General features: G+C 63.7%; 13 protein-coding genes. 7 read left to right on the top strand and 6 right to left on the bottom strand.

Annotated features, from left to right (window positions below; translation table 11 throughout):
* Positions 1–201: 201 nt before the first annotated feature.
* Positions 202–1,377, top strand: a complete 1,176-nt coding sequence (dxr, locus tag V7S54_RS13965) for a 1-deoxy-D-xylulose-5-phosphate reductoisomerase (protein WP_065374244.1) — start codon at positions 202–204, stop codon at positions 1,375–1,377.
* A gap of 44 nt (positions 1,378–1,421) precedes the next feature.
* Here dxr and hemA read toward each other — a convergent pair whose 3' ends face one another.
* From hemA to V7S54_RS13945, 4 genes are all read right to left on the bottom strand, one after another.
* Positions 1,422–2,636 (bottom strand): 5-aminolevulinate synthase, encoded by a 1,215-nt coding sequence (gene hemA / locus V7S54_RS13960; RefSeq protein WP_065374219.1) that lies wholly within the window; start codon positions 2,634–2,636, stop codon positions 1,422–1,424.
* Positions 2,637–2,966: 330 nt separating this feature from the next.
* The gene (locus V7S54_RS13955) at positions 2,967–3,764 is read right to left on the bottom strand and encodes an FAD binding domain-containing protein (protein ID WP_065374218.1); all 798 of its coding nucleotides are present in this window, start codon (positions 3,762–3,764) and stop codon (positions 2,967–2,969) included.
* Between the two features lie 16 nt (positions 3,765–3,780).
* Positions 3,781–6,126 carry a xanthine dehydrogenase family protein molybdopterin-binding subunit gene (locus V7S54_RS13950; RefSeq protein WP_065374217.1) on the bottom strand — a complete coding sequence of 782 codons (2,346 nt, stop codon included), beginning with the start codon at positions 6,124–6,126 and terminating at the stop codon, positions 3,781–3,783.
* Between the two features lie 81 nt (positions 6,127–6,207).
* Positions 6,208–6,696, bottom strand: coding sequence for a (2Fe-2S)-binding protein (locus V7S54_RS13945; RefSeq protein ID WP_034802397.1), 489 nt, complete (start codon positions 6,694–6,696; stop codon positions 6,208–6,210).
* A 431-nt stretch (positions 6,697–7,127) separates the two neighbouring features.
* Between V7S54_RS13945 and V7S54_RS13940 the strand changes: the two genes are divergently transcribed.
* The 5 genes from V7S54_RS13940 (at position 7,128) to V7S54_RS13920 (ending at position 16,285) form a co-directional block, all read left to right on the top strand.
* Positions 7,128–7,385 carry a glycine zipper domain-containing protein gene (locus V7S54_RS13940; protein WP_058321762.1) on the top strand — a complete coding sequence of 86 codons (258 nt, stop codon included), beginning with the start codon at positions 7,128–7,130 and terminating at the stop codon, positions 7,383–7,385.
* A gap of 215 nt (positions 7,386–7,600) precedes the next feature.
* Positions 7,601–8,830 (top strand): MFS transporter, encoded by a 1,230-nt coding sequence (locus tag V7S54_RS13935; protein WP_065374216.1) that lies wholly within the window; start codon positions 7,601–7,603, stop codon positions 8,828–8,830.
* Positions 8,831–9,099: 269 nt separating this feature from the next.
* Complete coding sequence (locus tag V7S54_RS13930; protein WP_336408441.1) at positions 9,100–11,013, top strand: autotransporter assembly complex protein TamA; 1,914 nt, start codon at positions 9,100–9,102, stop codon at positions 11,011–11,013.
* 103 nt (positions 11,014–11,116) lie between these two features.
* Complete coding sequence (locus tag V7S54_RS13925; protein WP_065374214.1) at positions 11,117–15,295, top strand: translocation/assembly module TamB domain-containing protein; 4,179 nt, start codon at positions 11,117–11,119, stop codon at positions 15,293–15,295.
* 198 nt (positions 15,296–15,493) lie between these two features.
* Positions 15,494–16,285, top strand: a complete 792-nt coding sequence (locus V7S54_RS13920; RefSeq protein ID WP_083203601.1) for an APH(3') family aminoglycoside O-phosphotransferase — start codon at positions 15,494–15,496, stop codon at positions 16,283–16,285.
* Between the two features lie 66 nt (positions 16,286–16,351).
* Here V7S54_RS13920 and V7S54_RS13915 read toward each other — a convergent pair whose 3' ends face one another.
* Positions 16,352–16,834 carry a VOC family protein gene (locus tag V7S54_RS13915; RefSeq protein ID WP_057255053.1) on the bottom strand — a complete coding sequence of 161 codons (483 nt, stop codon included), beginning with the start codon at positions 16,832–16,834 and terminating at the stop codon, positions 16,352–16,354.
* A gap of 110 nt (positions 16,835–16,944) precedes the next feature.
* The gene (locus V7S54_RS13910) at positions 16,945–17,379 is read right to left on the bottom strand and encodes an Lrp/AsnC family transcriptional regulator (protein ID WP_043614769.1); all 435 of its coding nucleotides are present in this window, start codon (positions 17,377–17,379) and stop codon (positions 16,945–16,947) included.
* A gap of 155 nt (positions 17,380–17,534) precedes the next feature.
* Here V7S54_RS13910 and rocF point away from each other — a divergent pair, with 155 nt between their 5' ends.
* On the top strand, positions 17,535–18,458 hold the full coding sequence (gene rocF / locus V7S54_RS13905; RefSeq protein ID WP_058321760.1) for an arginase: 924 nt from the start codon (positions 17,535–17,537) through the stop codon (positions 18,456–18,458).
* Positions 18,459–18,461: the final 3 nt, after the last annotated feature.

The following is an 18,461-nucleotide window of genomic DNA, read 5'->3' as shown; positions in this document are numbered from 1 at the left end:
CTTCGGACTCCGACTCAAAGCAGTCCGATTCTTAGCCCGTGGGCGACACGGATTGAAGACCGCGCCCTTGTTGCCGGCGGAATTCGCCTGTAGAGCCTAGCAAACAACATAAAAAACTCGGATCGATCTCGCGAAGATCACGTGTCCGCAGCGCAGGCTGCGCCGGGCATCCCGTCCGAAAAGAAGAACATGGGTATTGGCATGGCATCCCGCGACAGTGCGAAGCGCCGACTGACGATCCTCGGATCGACCGGTTCGATCGGCACCAACACGCTCGACGTCATCGAGCGCCTTGGCGGTCGCGAGCGCTTCGACGTCGTCGCGGTCACCGGCAACGGCAACATTCCGCTGCTTGCCGAACAGGCCGTGAAGGTTGGCGCAGAACTCGCCGTCACCGCCAACGAAAACCAATACGAAAACCTGAAGGCGGCCCTTGCCGGCACCGGCATTGCCGTCGCCGCCGGCAAAAGCGGTCTGATCGAGGCAGCCGAACGCGACGCCGATTGGGTGATGGCGGCGATCGTCGGCAATGCCGGCCTCGCTCCCACGCTGGCAGCCGCCCGCCGCGGCGCCGATATTGCACTCGCCAACAAGGAGTGCCTGGTTTCCGCCGGAAGCCTGTTCATCGACGCGGTGAAGACGGGCGGCGGCCGCCTGCTGCCGGTCGACAGCGAACACAACGCCATCTTCCAGGTGCTCGAGGAACATCAGCGCCACGCGGTCGAGCGCATCATCCTGACGGCGTCTGGTGGCCCCTTCCGCACCAAGTCGCTCGAGGAGATGCGGCATGTAACCGCCGATGTCGCCCGCGCCCATCCCAACTGGTCGATGGGCCTCAAGATCTCGATCGACAGCGCCTCGATGTTCAACAAGGCGCTGGAGATGATCGAAGCGAAGCACCTCTTCGCCCTCAAACCGGAACAGGTCGAGGTGATCGTGCATCCGCAGTCGGTGATCCACTCGATGGTCGGCTATACCGACGGATCGGTGCTGGCGCAGCTCGGCTGCCCGGACATGCGCACCGCCATCGGCTATGCGCTTTCCTATCCGAGCCGCTGCAGCCTGCCGATCGAGCGGCTCGATTTCGCCAAGCTGTCACGCCTCGATTTCGAAGCGCCGGACGAAGTGCGCTTCCCGGCAATCCGGCTGGCGCGCCGGGCGATGGTCGAGGGCGGCGTGCAAGGGGCGGTGCTCAACGGCGCCAAAGAAACGGCGCTCGACGCCTTCATCGCCGGACGCACCGGCTTTCTCGCTATGGCGGACATCGTCGAAAAGGTCATGGACAAGCTCGCCGACCTGCCGGCCGCCGCAACCATGGGCGATGTTTTCGCCGCCGACGAAAAAGCCCGGCAACTGGCGGCCGGGCTCCTTCAGTAACTCAGAGTTTTCGACCGGTGCACCAGGCGCCGGCGAGGTCGGCCTTACGCCACCGCCCGGGCCAGCGCACAGCGCGACCACAGCGAATGCAGCGCGCCGACGAGGTGATCGATGTCAGCATCCGAGTGCAGCGGCGTCGGAGTGATGCGCAGGCGCTCGGTCTTCTTGGGCACCGTCGGATAGTTGATCGGCTGCACGTAGACGCCGAAATTGTCGAGCAAGAGGTCCGAGATCCACTTGCACTTGGCGGCGTCACCGACCATGACCGGCACGATATGGCTTGGGTTCGGCATATGCGGAATGCCACGCTGGTCGAGCAGCGAACGCAGACGACGGACGCGCTCCTGGTGCGCGAAGCGTTCGACCTGGCTTTCCTTCAGGTGGCGGATCGAGGCGAGCGCACCGGCGGCAAGCGTCGGCGGCAACGCCGTGGTGAAGATGAAGCCGGAGGCAAACGAGCGGATGAAGTCGCAGAGCGCCGCAGAGCCGGTGATGTAACCGCCCATGACGCCGAAGGCCTTGCCGAGCGTGCCTTCGATCACCGTCAGGCGATGCATCAGGCCTTCGCGCTCGGCAATGCCGCCGCCACGGGGGCCGTACATGCCGACGGCGTGCACTTCGTCGAGATAGGTCATGGCGCCGTACTTGTCGGCGAGGTCGCAGAATTCCTTGATCGGCGCGATGTCGCCGTCCATCGAATAGACGGACTCAAACGCAATGATCTTCGGCGCGCGCGGATCGGCGGCAGCGAGCTTGGATTCGAGGTCGGCCACCGAATTATGCTTGAAGATGACGCGTTCGCACTTGGAGTGACGGATCCCCTCGATCATCGAAGCGTGATTCCCGGCGTCCGAGAAGACGATGACGCCAGGAATCTTCGAACAGAGCGTGCCGAGTGCTGCCCAGTTGGACACGTAGCCCGAGGTGAACAGCAGGGCCGATTCCTTGCCGTGCAGGTCCGCGAGCTCGCGCTCAAGCAGGACGTGGTAGTGGTTGGTACCGGAGATGTTGCGGGTACCGCCGGCGCCGGCGCCGCATTCGTCGATGGCGCGCTTCATCGCCTCGGTGACGATGGAATGCTGGCCCATGCCGAGATAGTCGTTCGAACACCAGACGGTGACTTCCTGAACGCCCGCAGCCGTGTGGCGCGCTGCCTTCGGGAAGTTGCCGCGATGACGGGCGAGGTCTGCGAAAACCCGGTAGCGGCCTTCCTGATGCAGCCCGTCCAGCTCGTTCTTAAAGAAATTGTCGAAATCCATCATTTTCTCCAGTGCCCGGTCGCTTTTCTTCAATCAAAGCGACCTGGGGTCAACCTCGGAATGCTCGGCATCTGCCAACTGCGGCAAAAGGCCCCTGAAGCGCTGCGTGTCCAATGAATGCATCCGGAATGATCTAGCATTTTCGGACCGAAGCATCTTCGCTGCTTTCACTGAAACCGTTTCAACCTGGAGCGCCCTAGTTTTGAAACATTCCAAAGAAAGCCTTAGCGCATGTTCATCTCTTCAAGCTTGATCGAAGTCAAGCAAGGATGAAAAAAGGACGGCCGAAGCCGCCCCCTTTTTTTGCTGTTTGGCGACACCGCATGCCGGTCAGGCCGCTGCCACGGCGCGCTTGGCCATGACCTTCACCAGATTGGCGCGGTAGGCCGCGTCGGCGTGAATGTCGGAGAGCAGCTCCGAGGCATCGACGCTGACATTGCTGAGCGCGTCCGGCGACCAGTTGGCAACCAGCGCCGCTTCCATATCGCCATGCCGGAACACCCCGTTCGCTCCCGCTCCGGTTACGGCCACCCGGACGTCGCCATCGTCTCGTCGCGCGACGAACACACCGGTCATCGCGTAACGCGACGCCGGATTGGCGAACTTCTGGTAGGCGGCCTTGGCAGGCGCATCGAAGCTGATGGCGGTGACGATCTCGCTGTCGTCCAGCGCCGTTTCGAACAGGCCGGTGAAGAAATCATCCGCCGCGATCTCGCGCCTGTTGGTCACGATCGTCGCGCCGAGCGCCAGCATCGCCGCCGGATAGTCGGCCGCCGGGTCGTTGTTGGCAATCGAACCGCCGATCGTGCCCATGTGCCGCACATGCGGGTCGCCGATATGGCTGGCAAGGCTGCAGATCGCCGGACAGACGGCTTTGAGCGCCGCCGACGACGCCACGTCAGAATGTGTCATGGCCGCGCCGATCCGCACTGACCGGTCGTTGACCGTGATGCCCTGCATCTCGGCGATATGCCGGAGATCAATGAGATCGCTCGGTGCCGCCAGCCGCTGCTTCATCGTCGGGATCAGCGTCATGCCGCCGGAGACATACTTGCCTTCGCCGGCCGCTTCCATCTGCTTGACGGCATCCTGAACTGAGGACGCCCGGTGATATTGGGTCTCGTACATGAGGGTGTCCTCCCGTTCACTTGGCCGCGTGCGCTGCCGCCCACACCTTCTGCGGTGTCGCTGGCATGGTAAGCGCGTTGTTGCCGATGGCGTCGGTGATGGCGTTGATCAGCGCCGGCGGGGAGCCGATCGCACCGGCCTCGCCACAGCCCTTGATACCCAGGGGGTTGTTCGGGCACGGCGTGTTCGAGGTCGAGACCTGGAACGACGGCAGATCGTCGGCACGCGGCATGGCGTAATCCATGTAGCTTGCCGTCAGCAGCTGGCCTGAGGGGTCGTAGTGCACCCCTTCGAGCAGCGCCTGGCCGATGCCCTGGGCGATGCCGCCATGCACCTGCCCCTCGACGATCATCGGGTTGATGATGTTGCCGAAGTCGTCGGCGGCAACGAACTGGACGATCTTTGTCCGCCCCGTATCGGGATCGACCTCCACCTCGCAGATGTAGCAACCGGCCGGGAAGGTGAAGTTGGCCGGATCGTAGAAAGCCCCTTCCTTCAGTCCGGGCTCCATGCCCGCGGGCAGGTTGTGGGCGGTGTAGGCGGCAAGCGCCATCTGGAACCAGGGCACCGCCTTGTCGGTGCCGGCAACCTTCAACTCGCCATTTTCGATGACGATGTCGCTCTCATCTGCCTCCATCAGATGCGCGGCGATCTTCTTTGCCTTCGCCTCCACCTTGTCGAGTGCCTTGACGACGGCGGACATGCCGACGGCACCGGAGCGCGAGCCGTAGGTGCCCATGCCCATCTGCACCTTGTCGGTATCGCCATGCACGATGTTGACGCTGTCGATCGGCACGCCGAAGCGGTCGGCGACAAGCTGGGCAAAGGTCGTCTCGTGGCCCTGGCCGTGGCTGTGCGAGCCGGTCAGCACTTCGATCGTGCCGACCGCATTGACCCGCACCTCGGCCGATTCCCACAGCCCGACGCCGGCCCCGAGCGAGCCCACCGCTGCCGACGGCGCGATGCCGCAGGCCTCGATGTAGCAACTCATGCCGATGCCGCGCTTCATGCCGCGGCGATCGGCTTCCGCCTTGCGGGCGGCAAAGCCGTTCCAGTCGGCCGCCTGCATCGCTGCGTTCAGCGACGCTTCGTAGTCGCCCGCGTCATAGTTCATGATCACGGGCGTCTGGTGCGGGAAGGAGCGGATGAAGTTGACCCGCCTCAGTTCCGCCGGCGAGACCCCGAGTTCGCGCGCCGCCGTCTCCATGGTGCGTTCGAGCAGATAGGTCGCCTCCGGTCGCCCGGCGCCGCGATAGGCATCCACCGGTGCGGTGTTGGTGTAGACCGTGCGCACATTCGCGTGGATCGCCGGGATGTCGTACTGGCCGGAAAGCAGCGTCGCATAGAGATAGGTCGGCACCGCCGAGGAGAAGAGCGACATATAGGCGCCGAGATTGGCGATCGTGTCGACCTTCAGCCCGATGATGCGATTGTTCGCATCGAAGGCCATCTTCACCGTCGACACATGGTCGCGGCCATGCGCGTCGGTCAGGAACGCCTCGGTTCTGTCGGAGGTCCATTTGACCGGCACGCCGGTGCGCTTCGACGCCCAGAGACAGACGATCTCCTCCGGATAGATATAGATCTTCGAGCCGAAGCCACCGCCGACATCGGGCGCGATCACCCTGAGCTTGTTTTCCGGCGCGACATTATAGAAGGCGCTCATCACCAGCCGCGCCACATGCGGGTTCTGGCTGGTGGTGTAGCAGGTGTAGTGGTCGTCGCCGGCGTCATAGATGCCAAGTGCGGCCCGCGGCTCCATCGGATTGGGCGAGAGCCGGTTGTTGTGGATCGTGACCTCGGTGACATGCGCAGCGGTTGCGATCGCCTTGTCGGTCTCCGATTCGTCGCCGATCTGCCAGTCGAAGATCAGGTTACCGGGCGCTTCCGGATGAAGCTGTGGCTGCCCCGCCTCAAGCGCTTTCGACGCATCGATCACGACGGGAAGTTCCTGGTAGTCGACGACGACGGCCTCTGCCGCGTCACGCGCCTCGGCCACGCTGTCGGCAACCACGATCGCCACGGCGTCACCGACATAGCGCACAGACTCATGCGCGAGCGGCCGCCAGGCGCCCATCTTCATCGGCGTTCCATCCTTGGAGTGGATCATCCAGCCGCAGATCAGGTTGCCGATGCCATCGGCGAGAATCTGCTTGCCGTCGAGCACGTCGATGACTCCAGGCATGCCCTTGGCCGCAGACACATCCACCTTCAGAATCTTCGCGTGCGCATGCGGGCTGCGCACGAACACTGCATACTTCATGCCCGGCACGGACATGTCGTCCGTATAGCGGCCCTTTCCGGTCAGGAACCGCTTGTCTTCCTTGCGCGCCACCCGCGCGCCGATGCCTTCAACGCCCATTGCCTATCTCCTCCCGAGATATCCAGCGACAGTCCTTCGATGACATGCCTTCGGGGCGAGGTCCCGCCCCCAAATCTAACGCTATTCTGCGGCCACGCGGGCGCCGCTCATCTCGGCGGCAGCGGCGAGGATCGCCTTGACGATATTGTGGTAGCCGGTGCAGCGACAGATGTTGCCTTCGAGCTCGGCGCGCACCGTCGCCTCGTCCAGTTGGCCCTGGTGCCTGCGGATCATGTCGACGGCCGTCATCACCATGCCGGGCGTGCAGAAGCCGCATTGCAGGCCGTGATTGGCCTTGAACGCCGCCTGCACCGGATGGAGTTCGCCGTCCGCCGCCAACCCTTCGATGGTGGTGATCGTGGATCCGGCCGCCTGTGCGGCGAGGATGGAACAGCTCTTGACCGATTTTCCGTCCATATGGATGACGCAGGCGCCGCACTGCGACGTGTCGCAGCCGACATGGGTACCCGTCAGTCCGAGATTTTCGCGTATGAATTGCACCAGCAAGGTGCGGTCGTCGCAATGACCGCTCACCTGACGGCCGTTGACCGTCATTGTTACTTTCGCCATTTCGCTCCTCCGGGGTCGGTCAATGCCAACACGAGCGCGGCCGAAAAGTCGGGTGAGATGGTTCACGCGACTAGGGTACGCGCCAACTGATATCGATGCCCGTCGCCCACGGATCCGCTCCTCCGGATGTCGCAGGCTTGTTTGTATCATTTGTCTTTTTTTGGAATGCCGCAACCGCTACCGCCCGCCGGACGACAATATTTTTCCACGCGGGTTGTATCTCGCGGAACTGAGCCTTCATGTCCCGTTCAGGAACGATATCATTATCTTGCGCGCCGGAAGAAGCCGCAGGTCCCCCGTAGACTTTCAATAGGGACCGCGTATTTTCCGAACTGCAAGTTCAGGTGGAGCGGGATGTTCCCGGCTTCGCCATCATCCACGGGACGGACTGAGCGCTAGGCTTAAGATCCGTAGAGATCGGAGAGAACAATATGAAGAAAGCCATCGCACTTGTGCTGGTCGCCCTGTCGGTCGCAAGCTGCACCCAGACGGAAAAAGGCGCCGGCATCGGTGCCGTTTCCGGCGCGATCATCGGCGGCGCTGTCACCGGCGACGTCCGTGGCGCAGCGGTCGGTGCGGCCATCGGCGGCGTTTCCGGCGCAGTCATCGGCAACGTCACCGAGCAGCCTGGCCAGTGCTACTACCGCGACCGCTATGGCCGCCGTTACATCGACTCCTGCCCGCGCTAAGGCGTAGCGAAGACGGTCATCCTTCGGCGTAACGCAAGCTCTCCGTAGGATCCAATTACCCCCTTATGGCGCAAAGCCTGAGGGGGTTTTTCGTTCCGGGCGCGCGGCGAAGCTAGGCATACCCCCAAGAAATGATCCGACGCGCGCAAACCGGGTGGTTATCGGCCGCGCAAATCCGTCTGCTGCCTCGAAGTATCATCCATCGAGGCCGTCACATGTCGAAATTACCCGGCAATCCATTGCCCCCAGCCTTCAAGCGGATCGGCTGGTCCAATCTTTTTGCGCAATTCTCGGAGCAGATGGCGCTGGCTGCCGCTCCGCTCGCCGCGGTGCTTCTGCTCGCAGCCGGTCCGGCGGAAACCGGATGGCTGCAGATGGCCCAGACACTTCCGTTTCTCCTACTCGCCATTCCGGCCGGGCTCGTCGCCGATCGCGCCTCGCGACTGAGGCTGATGGTCTCCTCGGAAATGCTGCGCGCGCTGTCGCTGGTCGCCACGCTGCTTCTGATGGTCAGCGGCCTGTTGACCCTGCCGCTTCTGGCCGTGATGGGTTTCGTCGGCGCCATCGGCACCGTTTGCTACAATGTCGCTGCCCCTGCCCTTATCCCGGCGATCGTTCCCCGCGCCCAACTGGCCGACGCAAATCGTTGGCTGGAGCTCGCCCGCAGCCTTGCCTATTCGGGCGGGCCGGCGATCGGCGGCGCGATCGTCGCATGGACGGGCGCATCCGTGGCCTATGTCGCTGCCACATGCCTGTCTCTTCTCTCGGTCATCCTGCTTGCCGGCGTTAGCGAGCAGCACCAACCCGCCGCGGCAAAACGCAAACTTCTACAGGATCTGGTCGAAGGCGCACGGTTCCTTGCCGGCCATTCGCTGCTCAGGCCCATTCTCGTGACTGCCGTCGTCTTCAACACGGCATGGTTCGTGCTGCAGGCGGTCTATGTCGCTTATGCCATTCAAACCCTCGGCCTGACGGCGACAGGCGTCGGCATCACGCTCGGCATCTATGGCGCCGGCATGATGATCGGCGCATTCGCCGCGCCCGCCATTGCGCGCCGTGTCCCCTTCGGCGTGATGATTGCGCTTGGTCCGCTCGACGGGTTGGCAGCCGCCGCCGTGATGCTCTCGACGATCTGGATGCCATCCGGCGTTCTTGCCGGCTTGAGCTTCTTCCTCTTTGGCGCAGGGCCTGTGCTCTGGTCGATCGCCACCCTCACCTTGCGCCAGGCCGTCACGCCGAATGCGATGCTGGGCCGGGTTTCCGCCTTCATCACCACGGCCACGTTCGGCGCGCGGCCGATCGGCGCAGCGCTGGGTGCCGCCGTCGCCACGCGTTTCGGCGTCGGGGCATGCCTGGCGGTTGCCGCAACGGGTTTCCTGGTCCAGTTTCTCGTCATCATAGCCTCTCGCGTGCCGCAGTTGCGCGCACTGCCGGAAGCCGCATAGGCCCGGCGAACCGTAGGCAAGGCCAGTCAAGCGCCCTGCAAAACGCCGGCGCGGCTGGCTGGCAACCGCCCGTCCGGAGCCTATGGTTGTGCTGCGTCGACAACATTTCGGAGCTTTTTCCAGGAAATCGGCACCGAAAATCGGCATCAGGGGTGGATGCAGCCGGCTGTCATCGTTAACAGATGGAAAACCTTAGGCATGCGATAGTGACCCGGCCGCATATGCAGGCAGTTTGTATTGGGTCGCCTGAAGACGGGATGCGGAAGCGAATGTCCCCACCACGGTCGAGTATTGCGTACTGGAAGGCCGCAACTGCGCTTGCAGTCGCCTTCTCGTTTGCGCTCGGCCCGATTTCCGCGAAAAGCGCCCATGCCTTCAAGCTCTTCGGCATGAAGTTCTTCGAGAGCGACGAAGAGGAAGCGTCGGTCATCGATCCGGTCAACTACACCCTCACCTTCGACGCCGGCACCGAAGACAAGGAACTGAAGGAAGCGCTGGAAAACAGCTCCCAGCTCGTCCAGGGCCAGGAAAAGCCGGTCTCCGGCGATCTCGGTCTTGCCATCCGCGCCCGCGACGATCGCGACCGGCTGCTCGCCGCGCTTTATGAAAAGGCCCGCTACGGCGGCACCGTGGCCATTCGCGTCGACGGCCAGGACATCGACAGCCTGCCACCGGATCCCGCCTTCCCCGATGGGCAAGCGATCCCGGTAACCGTCACCGTCACGCCCGGCCCTGTCTTTACGGTCGGTTCCGTCACGTTCGAAGGTGATGCGGCCGGCTTCAATGCTGATAACTATGGCCTGCCTGCCGGCGCACGCGCCGATTCGACCCTGATCATCAAGGCTGGCGAAAAGGTCGTGAACGACCTGCGCGAGCAGGGCCGGCCGCTCGCCAAACTCACGGAACGCAGCGCCGTCGCCAACCACGCCAATTCCACCGTCGACGTCGTCATCGGCGCAAGCGGTGGGCCGGTCGCGCCTGTCGGCGATGTCAGCGTATCGGGAACCAAGACCGTCGATCCCGCTTTCGTGCGCGACTATTCGCGCCTCAACGAAGGGCGACCCTATTCGCCCGAGGATATCCGCAAGGCCTCCGAGCGCCTGCGCCAGCTCGGCGTGTTCTCAAGCGTGACGATCAAGGAAGCCAACACGCTGTCGCCCGACGGATCGATCCCGATGAAGATCGAGGTCTCCGAAGGCAAGCATAAATATTTCGGCTTCGGTGCCCAGGTTTCGACCACCGATGGTCTGGGGCTCTCGGGCTATTGGGGACACCGCAATCTCTTCGGGCGGGCGGAATCGCTGCGCATTGAAGGCTCGATCGACCGCATCGGCGAGACGAAGGAACTGGACAGGCTCGACTATTCGGTCGGCATCCTCTTCGCCAAGCCCGGCGCCTTCGGCCCCGCATCGACCTTTACCGCCAGCGTCAAGGCCAACATCCAGGATCCGGACGCCTACCGCGCCAAGATCCTGACGGGTGCTGCCGGCGCGACATTCGAACTTTCGCCGACCGACACCGTCTCCGGTGGCGGCGAGCTGAGCTGGGCCAACATCGACGACGCCTTCGGCTCGAATTCCTACCTGACCGCCGCCATTCCGCTCGAATATGTGCGCGACACGCGCGACGACAAGCTGAACGCGACCGACGGCTACCGGGCGATGATCAATGCCAAGCCGAGCTACGAGATCAAAGGCCAGACCTTCTTCTCGTCCTTCGAAGCGTCGGCATCCGGCTACCATGCGCTCGGCGACGAGAAGCGTTTCGTTCTCGCCGGCAAGGTCGGCGCCGGCATGCTCGTCGGCGGCAGCGGGCTTGAGGATATCCCGGCAAACCGTCGCTTCTATCTTGGCGGTGGCGGTTCCGTGCGCGGCTACTCCTACCAAGAGATCGGCCCGCGCAACGCCGACAACGAGGAGACCGGCGGGCGCTCCTATGTCAACGCCTCGCTCGAAGCCCGCATCGCGGTCACCGACACGATCGGCGTGGTGCCGTTTATCGATGTCGGCACAGTGTCGGCGAAAACGACGCCCGATTTCTCCGACATTCGCGCCGGCGCCGGCATCGGCCTGCGTTATGCCACGCCCTTCGGCCCCATCCGTCTCGACTTCGCCGTGCCGCTCAACAAATATCCCGGTGGCACCAAGTACGGCATCTATGCCGGTATCGGCCAATCGTTCTGAGGAGGGCCGTTTCTCCAGCAAGAACCGGCAAATTGCCGTCATTGCGCGATAGTTTCTCCCTGCGGCGATTCCGCTGCCGCGCAACTTGCGTTATGGGTAGATCATGAATCAGGTCGTCCGCTTCCTTCGCGCGACGCTGCGCTATGGCTTCTATCTGCTTAGCGTGATCGCGGTCGCTGCCCTCCTTCTCGTCGCCTTCGTGGGCTTCACGACACCCGGCGCCCGCCTCGTTGCCTGGGCAATCGAAAAGTATGCGGCAACGCCGGACCAGATCGTGCGGATCGCCGATCCGAGCGCGCTGCTAACCGGGGAGTTTACGGCCGGAAGCATCACGCTCTTCGACGGCGAAGGCGTCTATGCCGAGGTGCGCGACCTCAAGCTCGACTGGTCGCCCGCAGCGTTGCTCTCCTTCCGCTTCGACGCCGCGGCGATCTCCGCCGGCTCGGTGCGTGTCGAACGCCTGCCGATCCCCTCGACCGAGACCAAGGAAGTGCGCTCGACCTTCGCGCTTCCCGTCGACGTCAAGATCGACGCGATCGATCTCAAGGAGATCGTCATCGGCAAGGCAATCGCCGGCGAAGATCAGTTCCTGACCGCCAGCGGTAAGATCAATGCGACCAACGAGAGCATCGCCCTCGGCCTGACCGCCGCCCAGCGTGACCGGCCGGAAGCGCGCGCCGTCGCCGATATCGTCTTCAATCCGGCGGGCAACGAGCTGAAGCTGGAGGCAACCGTCGACGAGCCCAACAACGGCGTGCTCGCGAAACTCCTTCGCCTGCCCAACGAGCCCGCGGTCAACATCAAGCTGACCGGCGAAGGTCCTCTTTCCGACTGGGCCGGCGCTGCCACGGCCGCGCTCGACGGCAGCGAGATCCTCAAGCTCGAAGGTCGCCACGTCCAGACACCCGACGGCATGCATCGGCTCACCGTCACGGGCGGCGGCGGCTTCGGTTCGCTGATGCCGCCGGCACTGCGCCCGATGTTCGAGGGCGAGACCAGCATCGACATCGCAGCCGCGTTCAACGACCAGGGCATGGTGCGCGTCGACAAGGGGCAGATCGCGACCGGCGCGCTCACCTTTGGCGCCTTCGGCACCTTCGACAGCAATGGCGACAACAATCTGCAGGCCCGGCTTGCCGGCACCAACGGCGCGATCGACTTCCGCTGGCCGCTGCAGAAGGGCGAGGCCCAGGCAAGGATTAACGCCGTCAACCTGTCGCTGATCGGCGATGCGCAAGCCGCAATCCTCGATCTCGCCGCGGACGTCGCCTCGGTCACGCTGCCGGATGTTGCGCTCGGTTCCGTCAAGCTTTCGGCGCGCAGTGACGGGTTCAATCTCCAGGCCCAGTCCGGTCCGGTGAAGACGGTGCTCGAAGTGGGCGAAGCCGGCTTCAACGACGCCAATCTCGCCCGGCTGGTGCAGGCGCCGATGAAGGTGGACGCTACCCTCTCGGTGACAAAGGAAAACATCGCCTTTAATCCGGTGACGATCGAAAGCCCCGGGGTCGGCGGGTCGGTCACCGGCGCCTTCTATCGTGACGAGAACACGCTCGCCGTCGCATTCAAGCTGTTTGCCGTTCCGGGCGCGCTGCCGCCGGCCGCCGCGGCGAAGTTCGACGGCACCATCGCGCTTGCTGGCGAAATTAAGACGGCGACCGACGGCAGCGTGACCGTCGAGGGCCTCGAGCTCAAATCGAGCACGATCGAGGCTGCCGGCACTGTCGCCTTGGCTCAGGGACAGCTAACGACCGATCTCAAGGGAAAGCTGCCCAATCTCGGCAAGCTTCTGGCTGACGCCAAGGGCGAGGCTGAATTCACCGCAGCCGTGACCGGCCCGCTTGCCGAACTCGGCATCAAGGCCGAACTGACCTCGAGCGGCGCCACGCTCGCCGGACGCACCCTCAGTGACCTCACGGTCAAGGCCGACGCGAAGGCAAACCCCTCGAGCCCGCAGGCGAGCCTGACTGCGACCGGTGCGCTTGACGGCCAGGCGATCGACGTCAAGGCCGACGTCGTCTCCAAGGACGGACGCACCGCAATCCCCGTGCTTGAAGCCAGGATCGGCGAAAACAAGCTGACCGGTGCGATCAGTTTCACCCCGGACTTCAAGCCGGACGGCAAGATCGATTTCAACCTGCCCGATCTCGGCCTGCTTGCCGCCATGGCCGGGCAGAAAGCCTCGGGCGATCTCAACGGATCGGCCGCGATCAAGACCACAAACGGCATCACCTCCGTCGTCGTCAAGGCCGGCGGCAGCGGCATCAAGCGTGATGCCCTGACGATTGCCAAACCGACCGCCGATATCACGATCTCCGATGTCGCGGCCCTCGCCATCAAGGGCAGCGTGCGGGCCGAGACCATCGCTCAAGGCGCCAACCGCGTTGCCGGTCTCGCCGTCGATTTCCAGCAGCAGGCAGGACGCACCGGCTTTTCGATCGGCGGCAAATATGATGGTGGCCCGCTCACGGCCAAGGGCGATCTCACGAGTGCGAAGGGACGCACGGAAATTCGCCTCGCCTCGTTCGGCGCGACGCCAAAGGGCATCCCGCTGAAGCTCGCGCAGCCGACCGTGATCGCCATCGAAAACGGCACCGTCCGCCTCAACGCGCTGACGATCCAGGCATCGAAGGGCACCATCGCAGTCAACGGAACGGCCGGCGAAAAACTCGGCATCACCGCCAAGCTCAACGCTCTGCCCGCGGCGCTGGTCAACGCCTTCGCCCCGGACCTCGGCGCCGAGGGCACGATTGCCGGCACCGTCGACGTCGCTGGCGCAGCGTCCGCACCTGTCGTCGCGTACAACCTCAAATGGTCTGGCGCCTCGCTCGCCGCAGCACGCACGGCCGGGGTCGCCGCCTTCGACATCGCCGCCAACGGCAAGTTCGCCAACAACAAGGTAACGCTCGACACGACGCTTTCGGGCGCCGGCGGCCTTTCCTTCAAGGGCGGCGGCAATGTCGACATCGGCGGCAACATGCCGATCGCGATGAAATTCAACGGCAACCTGCCCTTTGCCCTCATTGCCAACCTGATGGCGGAAAAAGGCTTCACGCTGACGGGCCAGGCGGGCATCGACCTCGCGATTTCCGGCTCCGCCAAGGCGCCGCAGATCGCGGGTACCGTTACGACATCCGGCGGGCGGCTCGTCGACGTGCGCCGCAACCTGGCACTGAACGATCTGACCGCCAATGTCGCGCTGGACGGCAAGCAGGCGACGATCTCCAGGCTCTCGGCCAATCTCGCGACAGGCGGCTCGATCGAGGCGACCGGCACCGTCGGCACGGTCCCCGGTTCCGGCTTCCCGGCCAACCTGACGATCCGCCTGAACAATGCCACCTATGTCGATGGCACGCTGTTCAACGCCAATCTCAATGGCGAAATGACGCTGACCGGCCCGCTGGTCGCGACCCCGACGCTCGGCGGCAAGGTGACGATCCGCAAGGCGTCGATCACCATTCCCGAGAAGCTGCCGACGTCGCTTTCGGCGATCGACATCAAGCACAAGAATGCTCCGCCCAAGGTGCAGAAGATGGTCAAGGACCTGCGCAAGGACGTGGCGCCTGCCGCCGGCGCCAATGCCAGTGGCGGCATCGCCTTCGATCTGGCAGTTACCGCCAACCAGGTCTTCGTGCGCGGCCGCGGGATCGACGCCGAACTCGGCGGCAACCTGACGATCCGCGGCACGGCCGTGCAGCCGATCGTTTCCGGCGGCTTCGAAATGCGCCGCGGGCGCCTCGAAATCCTCGGCAAGCGCCTGACCTTCACCGATGGCAATATCGGCTTCGGCGGCGATCTCATCCCGACGCTCGACCTCAAGGCGACCTCCAGCGTCGGCTCGACGACCATCACCGTCTCGGTCGCGGGCCTCGCCAACAATCCGCAGATCGCCTTCTCCTCGTCGCCGGCGCTGCCACAGGACGAGATCCTGGCGCAGCTCATCTTCAACCGGTCGCTGTCGAACCTCTCGGCCTTCCAGATCGCCCAGCTCGCCTCCGCCGTCAGCCAGCTGGCCGGCGGCGGTTCGACATCGCTGCTCGACGGCCTGCGCAACAAGCTCGGCGTCGACGACCTCGACGTCACCACCGACGAGAACGGCGGCGCCTCCGTGCGCGCCGGCAAGTATCTCAACGACCGGACCTATATCGAGCTGCAGCAGGGCTCCGATTCCGCCTCTAGCAAGGCGGTTATCAACCTCGATGTCGGCAAGGGCGTGAAGCTCAAGGGGTCGGCAGCGGGCGACGGCTCGGCAGCGGGCGGTATCTTCTTCGAAAAGGAATATTGAGCGGCAGCCGGCGCAAAAGCACGCCCTGCCCGGCTGACGGATTGAAAAAGCCCGCGGATCGATCGCGATCCGCAGGCCTGATTTCTTCAGCGTAAACTTATCTGCCGGTCCGTGGAATTGCCACTTTCCCAAACCTACATCGGCATCTGGCCGTGATCGCGGCCCTATTTGTTTCAGTCGTTTTTTCAGGTGGTTATCTTGTCGTCTCATTTTCCTAATCCGGAATTACCCCACGAATTCCTTTCCCTCGTCGCCGGCTATCAATGGAACCGGGACCTGCTCGGACAGTCGGACTCGAGCATCTTTCTATTGAAGGCGCCGGATCGCCCGATGCTGGTGCTGAAAGTCGAGGCTGCCGGCCCCTTCAGCGAATTCGTCGACGAGGGGGAGCGACTTGATTGGCTGGCGTCTCAGGGCATGCCCTGCCCGCGAATGATCGCCCGCGCCTTCGGCGCGGAAACGAACTGGCTGCTGCTGCAGGCTGTCGAGGGCACGGACCTCGCCTCCACGAACCTGTCGCCCAAGGACCGGATCGTCATCTTGGCGGACGCCCTGAAATGCTTGCATGGGCTGGACGTCGCCGACTGTCCTTTCGATCACCGGATCGAAAAGCGCATCGCCATCGCGAGAGCGCGCACCGAAGCCGGCCTTATCGATGAGGACGATTTCGACGAAGCGCGACTCGGCCGCACGGCGGCAGATCTCTTTGCGGAGTTGCAAGCCCGCGTACCTTCGACCGGCAAGCTCGTCGTTACCCACGGTGACGCCTGCCTGCCGAACATAATCGAGAGGAATGGCCGATTCTCCGGTTTCATCGACTGCAGCCGGCTGGGCGTCGCCGATCTCTATCAGGACATCGCGCTTGCCTGTCACAGCATCGCCCACAGTCTCGGCGAGGAATGGGTGCAGCCGTTTCTGGCGCGCTATGGCATCGACAGGGACGATCCGGAAAAGCGCGACTTCTACTGCCTGCTCGACGAGTTCTTCTGATTGCCACGCGGCGGGCAACATATCCCGCCAAAGTGCACGGCCATACAGCGAGAGGCCCGCAACGCCTCAGGCGGCGTTGCGGGCCTCGATGTTCAGATCGACGATTTCGGCATCCTCAATGGCATTGAACAGCGCCCAGATATGGCCGAAAGGATCGATGAAGGCGCCGACACGGTCGCCCGTCGACAGCGTCTCGGCCGGGTTCCGGAGGCTGGCCCCGGCACCAATCGCCCGGCCGATGACACGGTCGACATCGCGAACATGCAGTTCCAGGATCACCGCCGTCGTGCCCAGCGCATGCGGAGAGCGCGGTCCCCCAAGCTTGGGCTCCGCATCGCGGCGCGGGTTGGCCCCGGCAATCCGGAAGACCGATTCCCCGATCCTCAGATCCGCACTCGTCAGAATGCCGCTCGGCCATTCATGCCGCTGCAAAAGCTCGGCGCCGAGCGCCTCGCGATAAAAGGCGATGGCGCGATCCTCGTCGCCATGCCTGACAAACAGCTTCACACAGATCTGCCGATCGGCAAGCCTGCCGCCATTGGCAACCATGACATCCTCCATCTTGGGTGAGGCGCACATCATAGCGAAACCTTAGAACAAAGCAAGAACAATTCGACTCCGAGACGCGATTTCCTCACCGGTTTGGAGGCGAAAAATGCTCAGAAAGCACCGGTCATCTTGCTGGTTTTCAACAGGATATTCGTCTCGGTAACGGTGATGCCGTCGATCAGGCGGATGCGCCGCAGCGTCTCGTCGAAGGAGACGAGATCGCGGTCCTGCAGCTCGGCGATGAAGTCCCAGCGGCCATTGGTGCTGTGCAGCGCGCGGACCTGCGGCAGGCCGCGCAATTGCTCGGCAACGCGGTCGGCCATCTTTCCATGCACCTCGATCATCACCACGGCGCGGACCCCCGAAGCCGGGATTTCCGCGCCCGTTCGGATGGTAAAGGCGGCGATCGTGCCGTTGGCGACGAGCCTGTCGATACGGGCAGCAACGGTTGCGCGCGATACGCCTGTCATTTCCGATAGCGTTGAAACGGGGATGCGCGCATTCTGGCGCAAGGCGCTGATGAGTGCCTGATCGAGATCATCCATTGCCTGTCACTTTGTAACATGATGCTTATCAATCTGTCGATTTTATCTCACTAATCGGCAGTTTTCCATCTTTTTGCTGACATGCATTTTGGCCATAATCCGCGCGATCCCAACCGGGTACACACGGAATTATCTTGAGAAGGAATCGGGCGGATATGACGACCATCACGCTGATCGGCGCACCCATCGAAGAAGGTTCTGGACGGCGCGGCGCGGCCATGGGGCCGACAGCCCTGCGCATCGCCGGCATCGACACGGTGTTGCGGGACCTCGGCCACACGGTTCACGACGAAGGCGACGTCAAGCCGCTGCCGGCCCGCGACCTCGCCAACCACCCGGGCGCCAACAACCTGCAGATCGTCGCCGCCTTTGCCCGCGCACTGCATGATTCCGTGCACGACACGGTTCGCAAGGGCCATTTCCCGATCATTCTCGGCGGTGACCACGCGCTCTCCATGGGCAGCGTCTCCGGCATGGCGCGTTACGCCGCCGAAGTCGGCCGGCCGCTCTTCGTGCTCTGGCTCGACGCCCACGCCGACTTCAACTCGCCGTCGACCTCGCCCTCCGGCAACATGCACGGCATGCCGGTCGCGTACTTCTGTGGCGAAGCGGAATTCGCCCCGATTCTGCCGGCTGACCGGCCGTTCGTCGATCCGAAAAAGGTCTTCCAGGTCGGCATCCGCTCCGTCGACGATCGCGAGCGCGAAGAGATCACCGAGCATGGCGTACGCGTCTATGACATGCGCGCCGTCGACGAACTCGGTATGGCCCACATCATGCGCCAGATCCTCAATGAGGTGCGCGCCGCCAACGGCCTGCTGCATGTCAGCCTCGACGTCGATTTCATGGATCCGGAACTCGCCCCCGGCGTCGGCACCACCGTTCCCGGCGGCGCGACCTTCCGCGAGGCGCACCTGATCATGGAAATGCTCTGGGAAAGCGAACTCGTTTCCTCGCTCGACGTCGTCGAGCTCAACCCCTTCCTCGATGACCGCGGCAAGAGCGCGCGTATCCTGGTCGAATTGACGGCGAGCCTCTTCGGCCGCCGCGTGCTCGACCGGCCGACCCGCAGCGCCTGAGAT

It is taken from the genome of Ensifer sp. CCNWLY38, from assembly GCF_037120565.1.
Taxonomy (GTDB): Bacteria; Pseudomonadota; Alphaproteobacteria; order Rhizobiales; family Rhizobiaceae; genus Ensifer; species Ensifer adhaerens_H.
The sequence above is the reverse complement of the archived record's forward strand: the minus strand, read 5'-3'. Positions and strand labels throughout refer to the sequence as shown.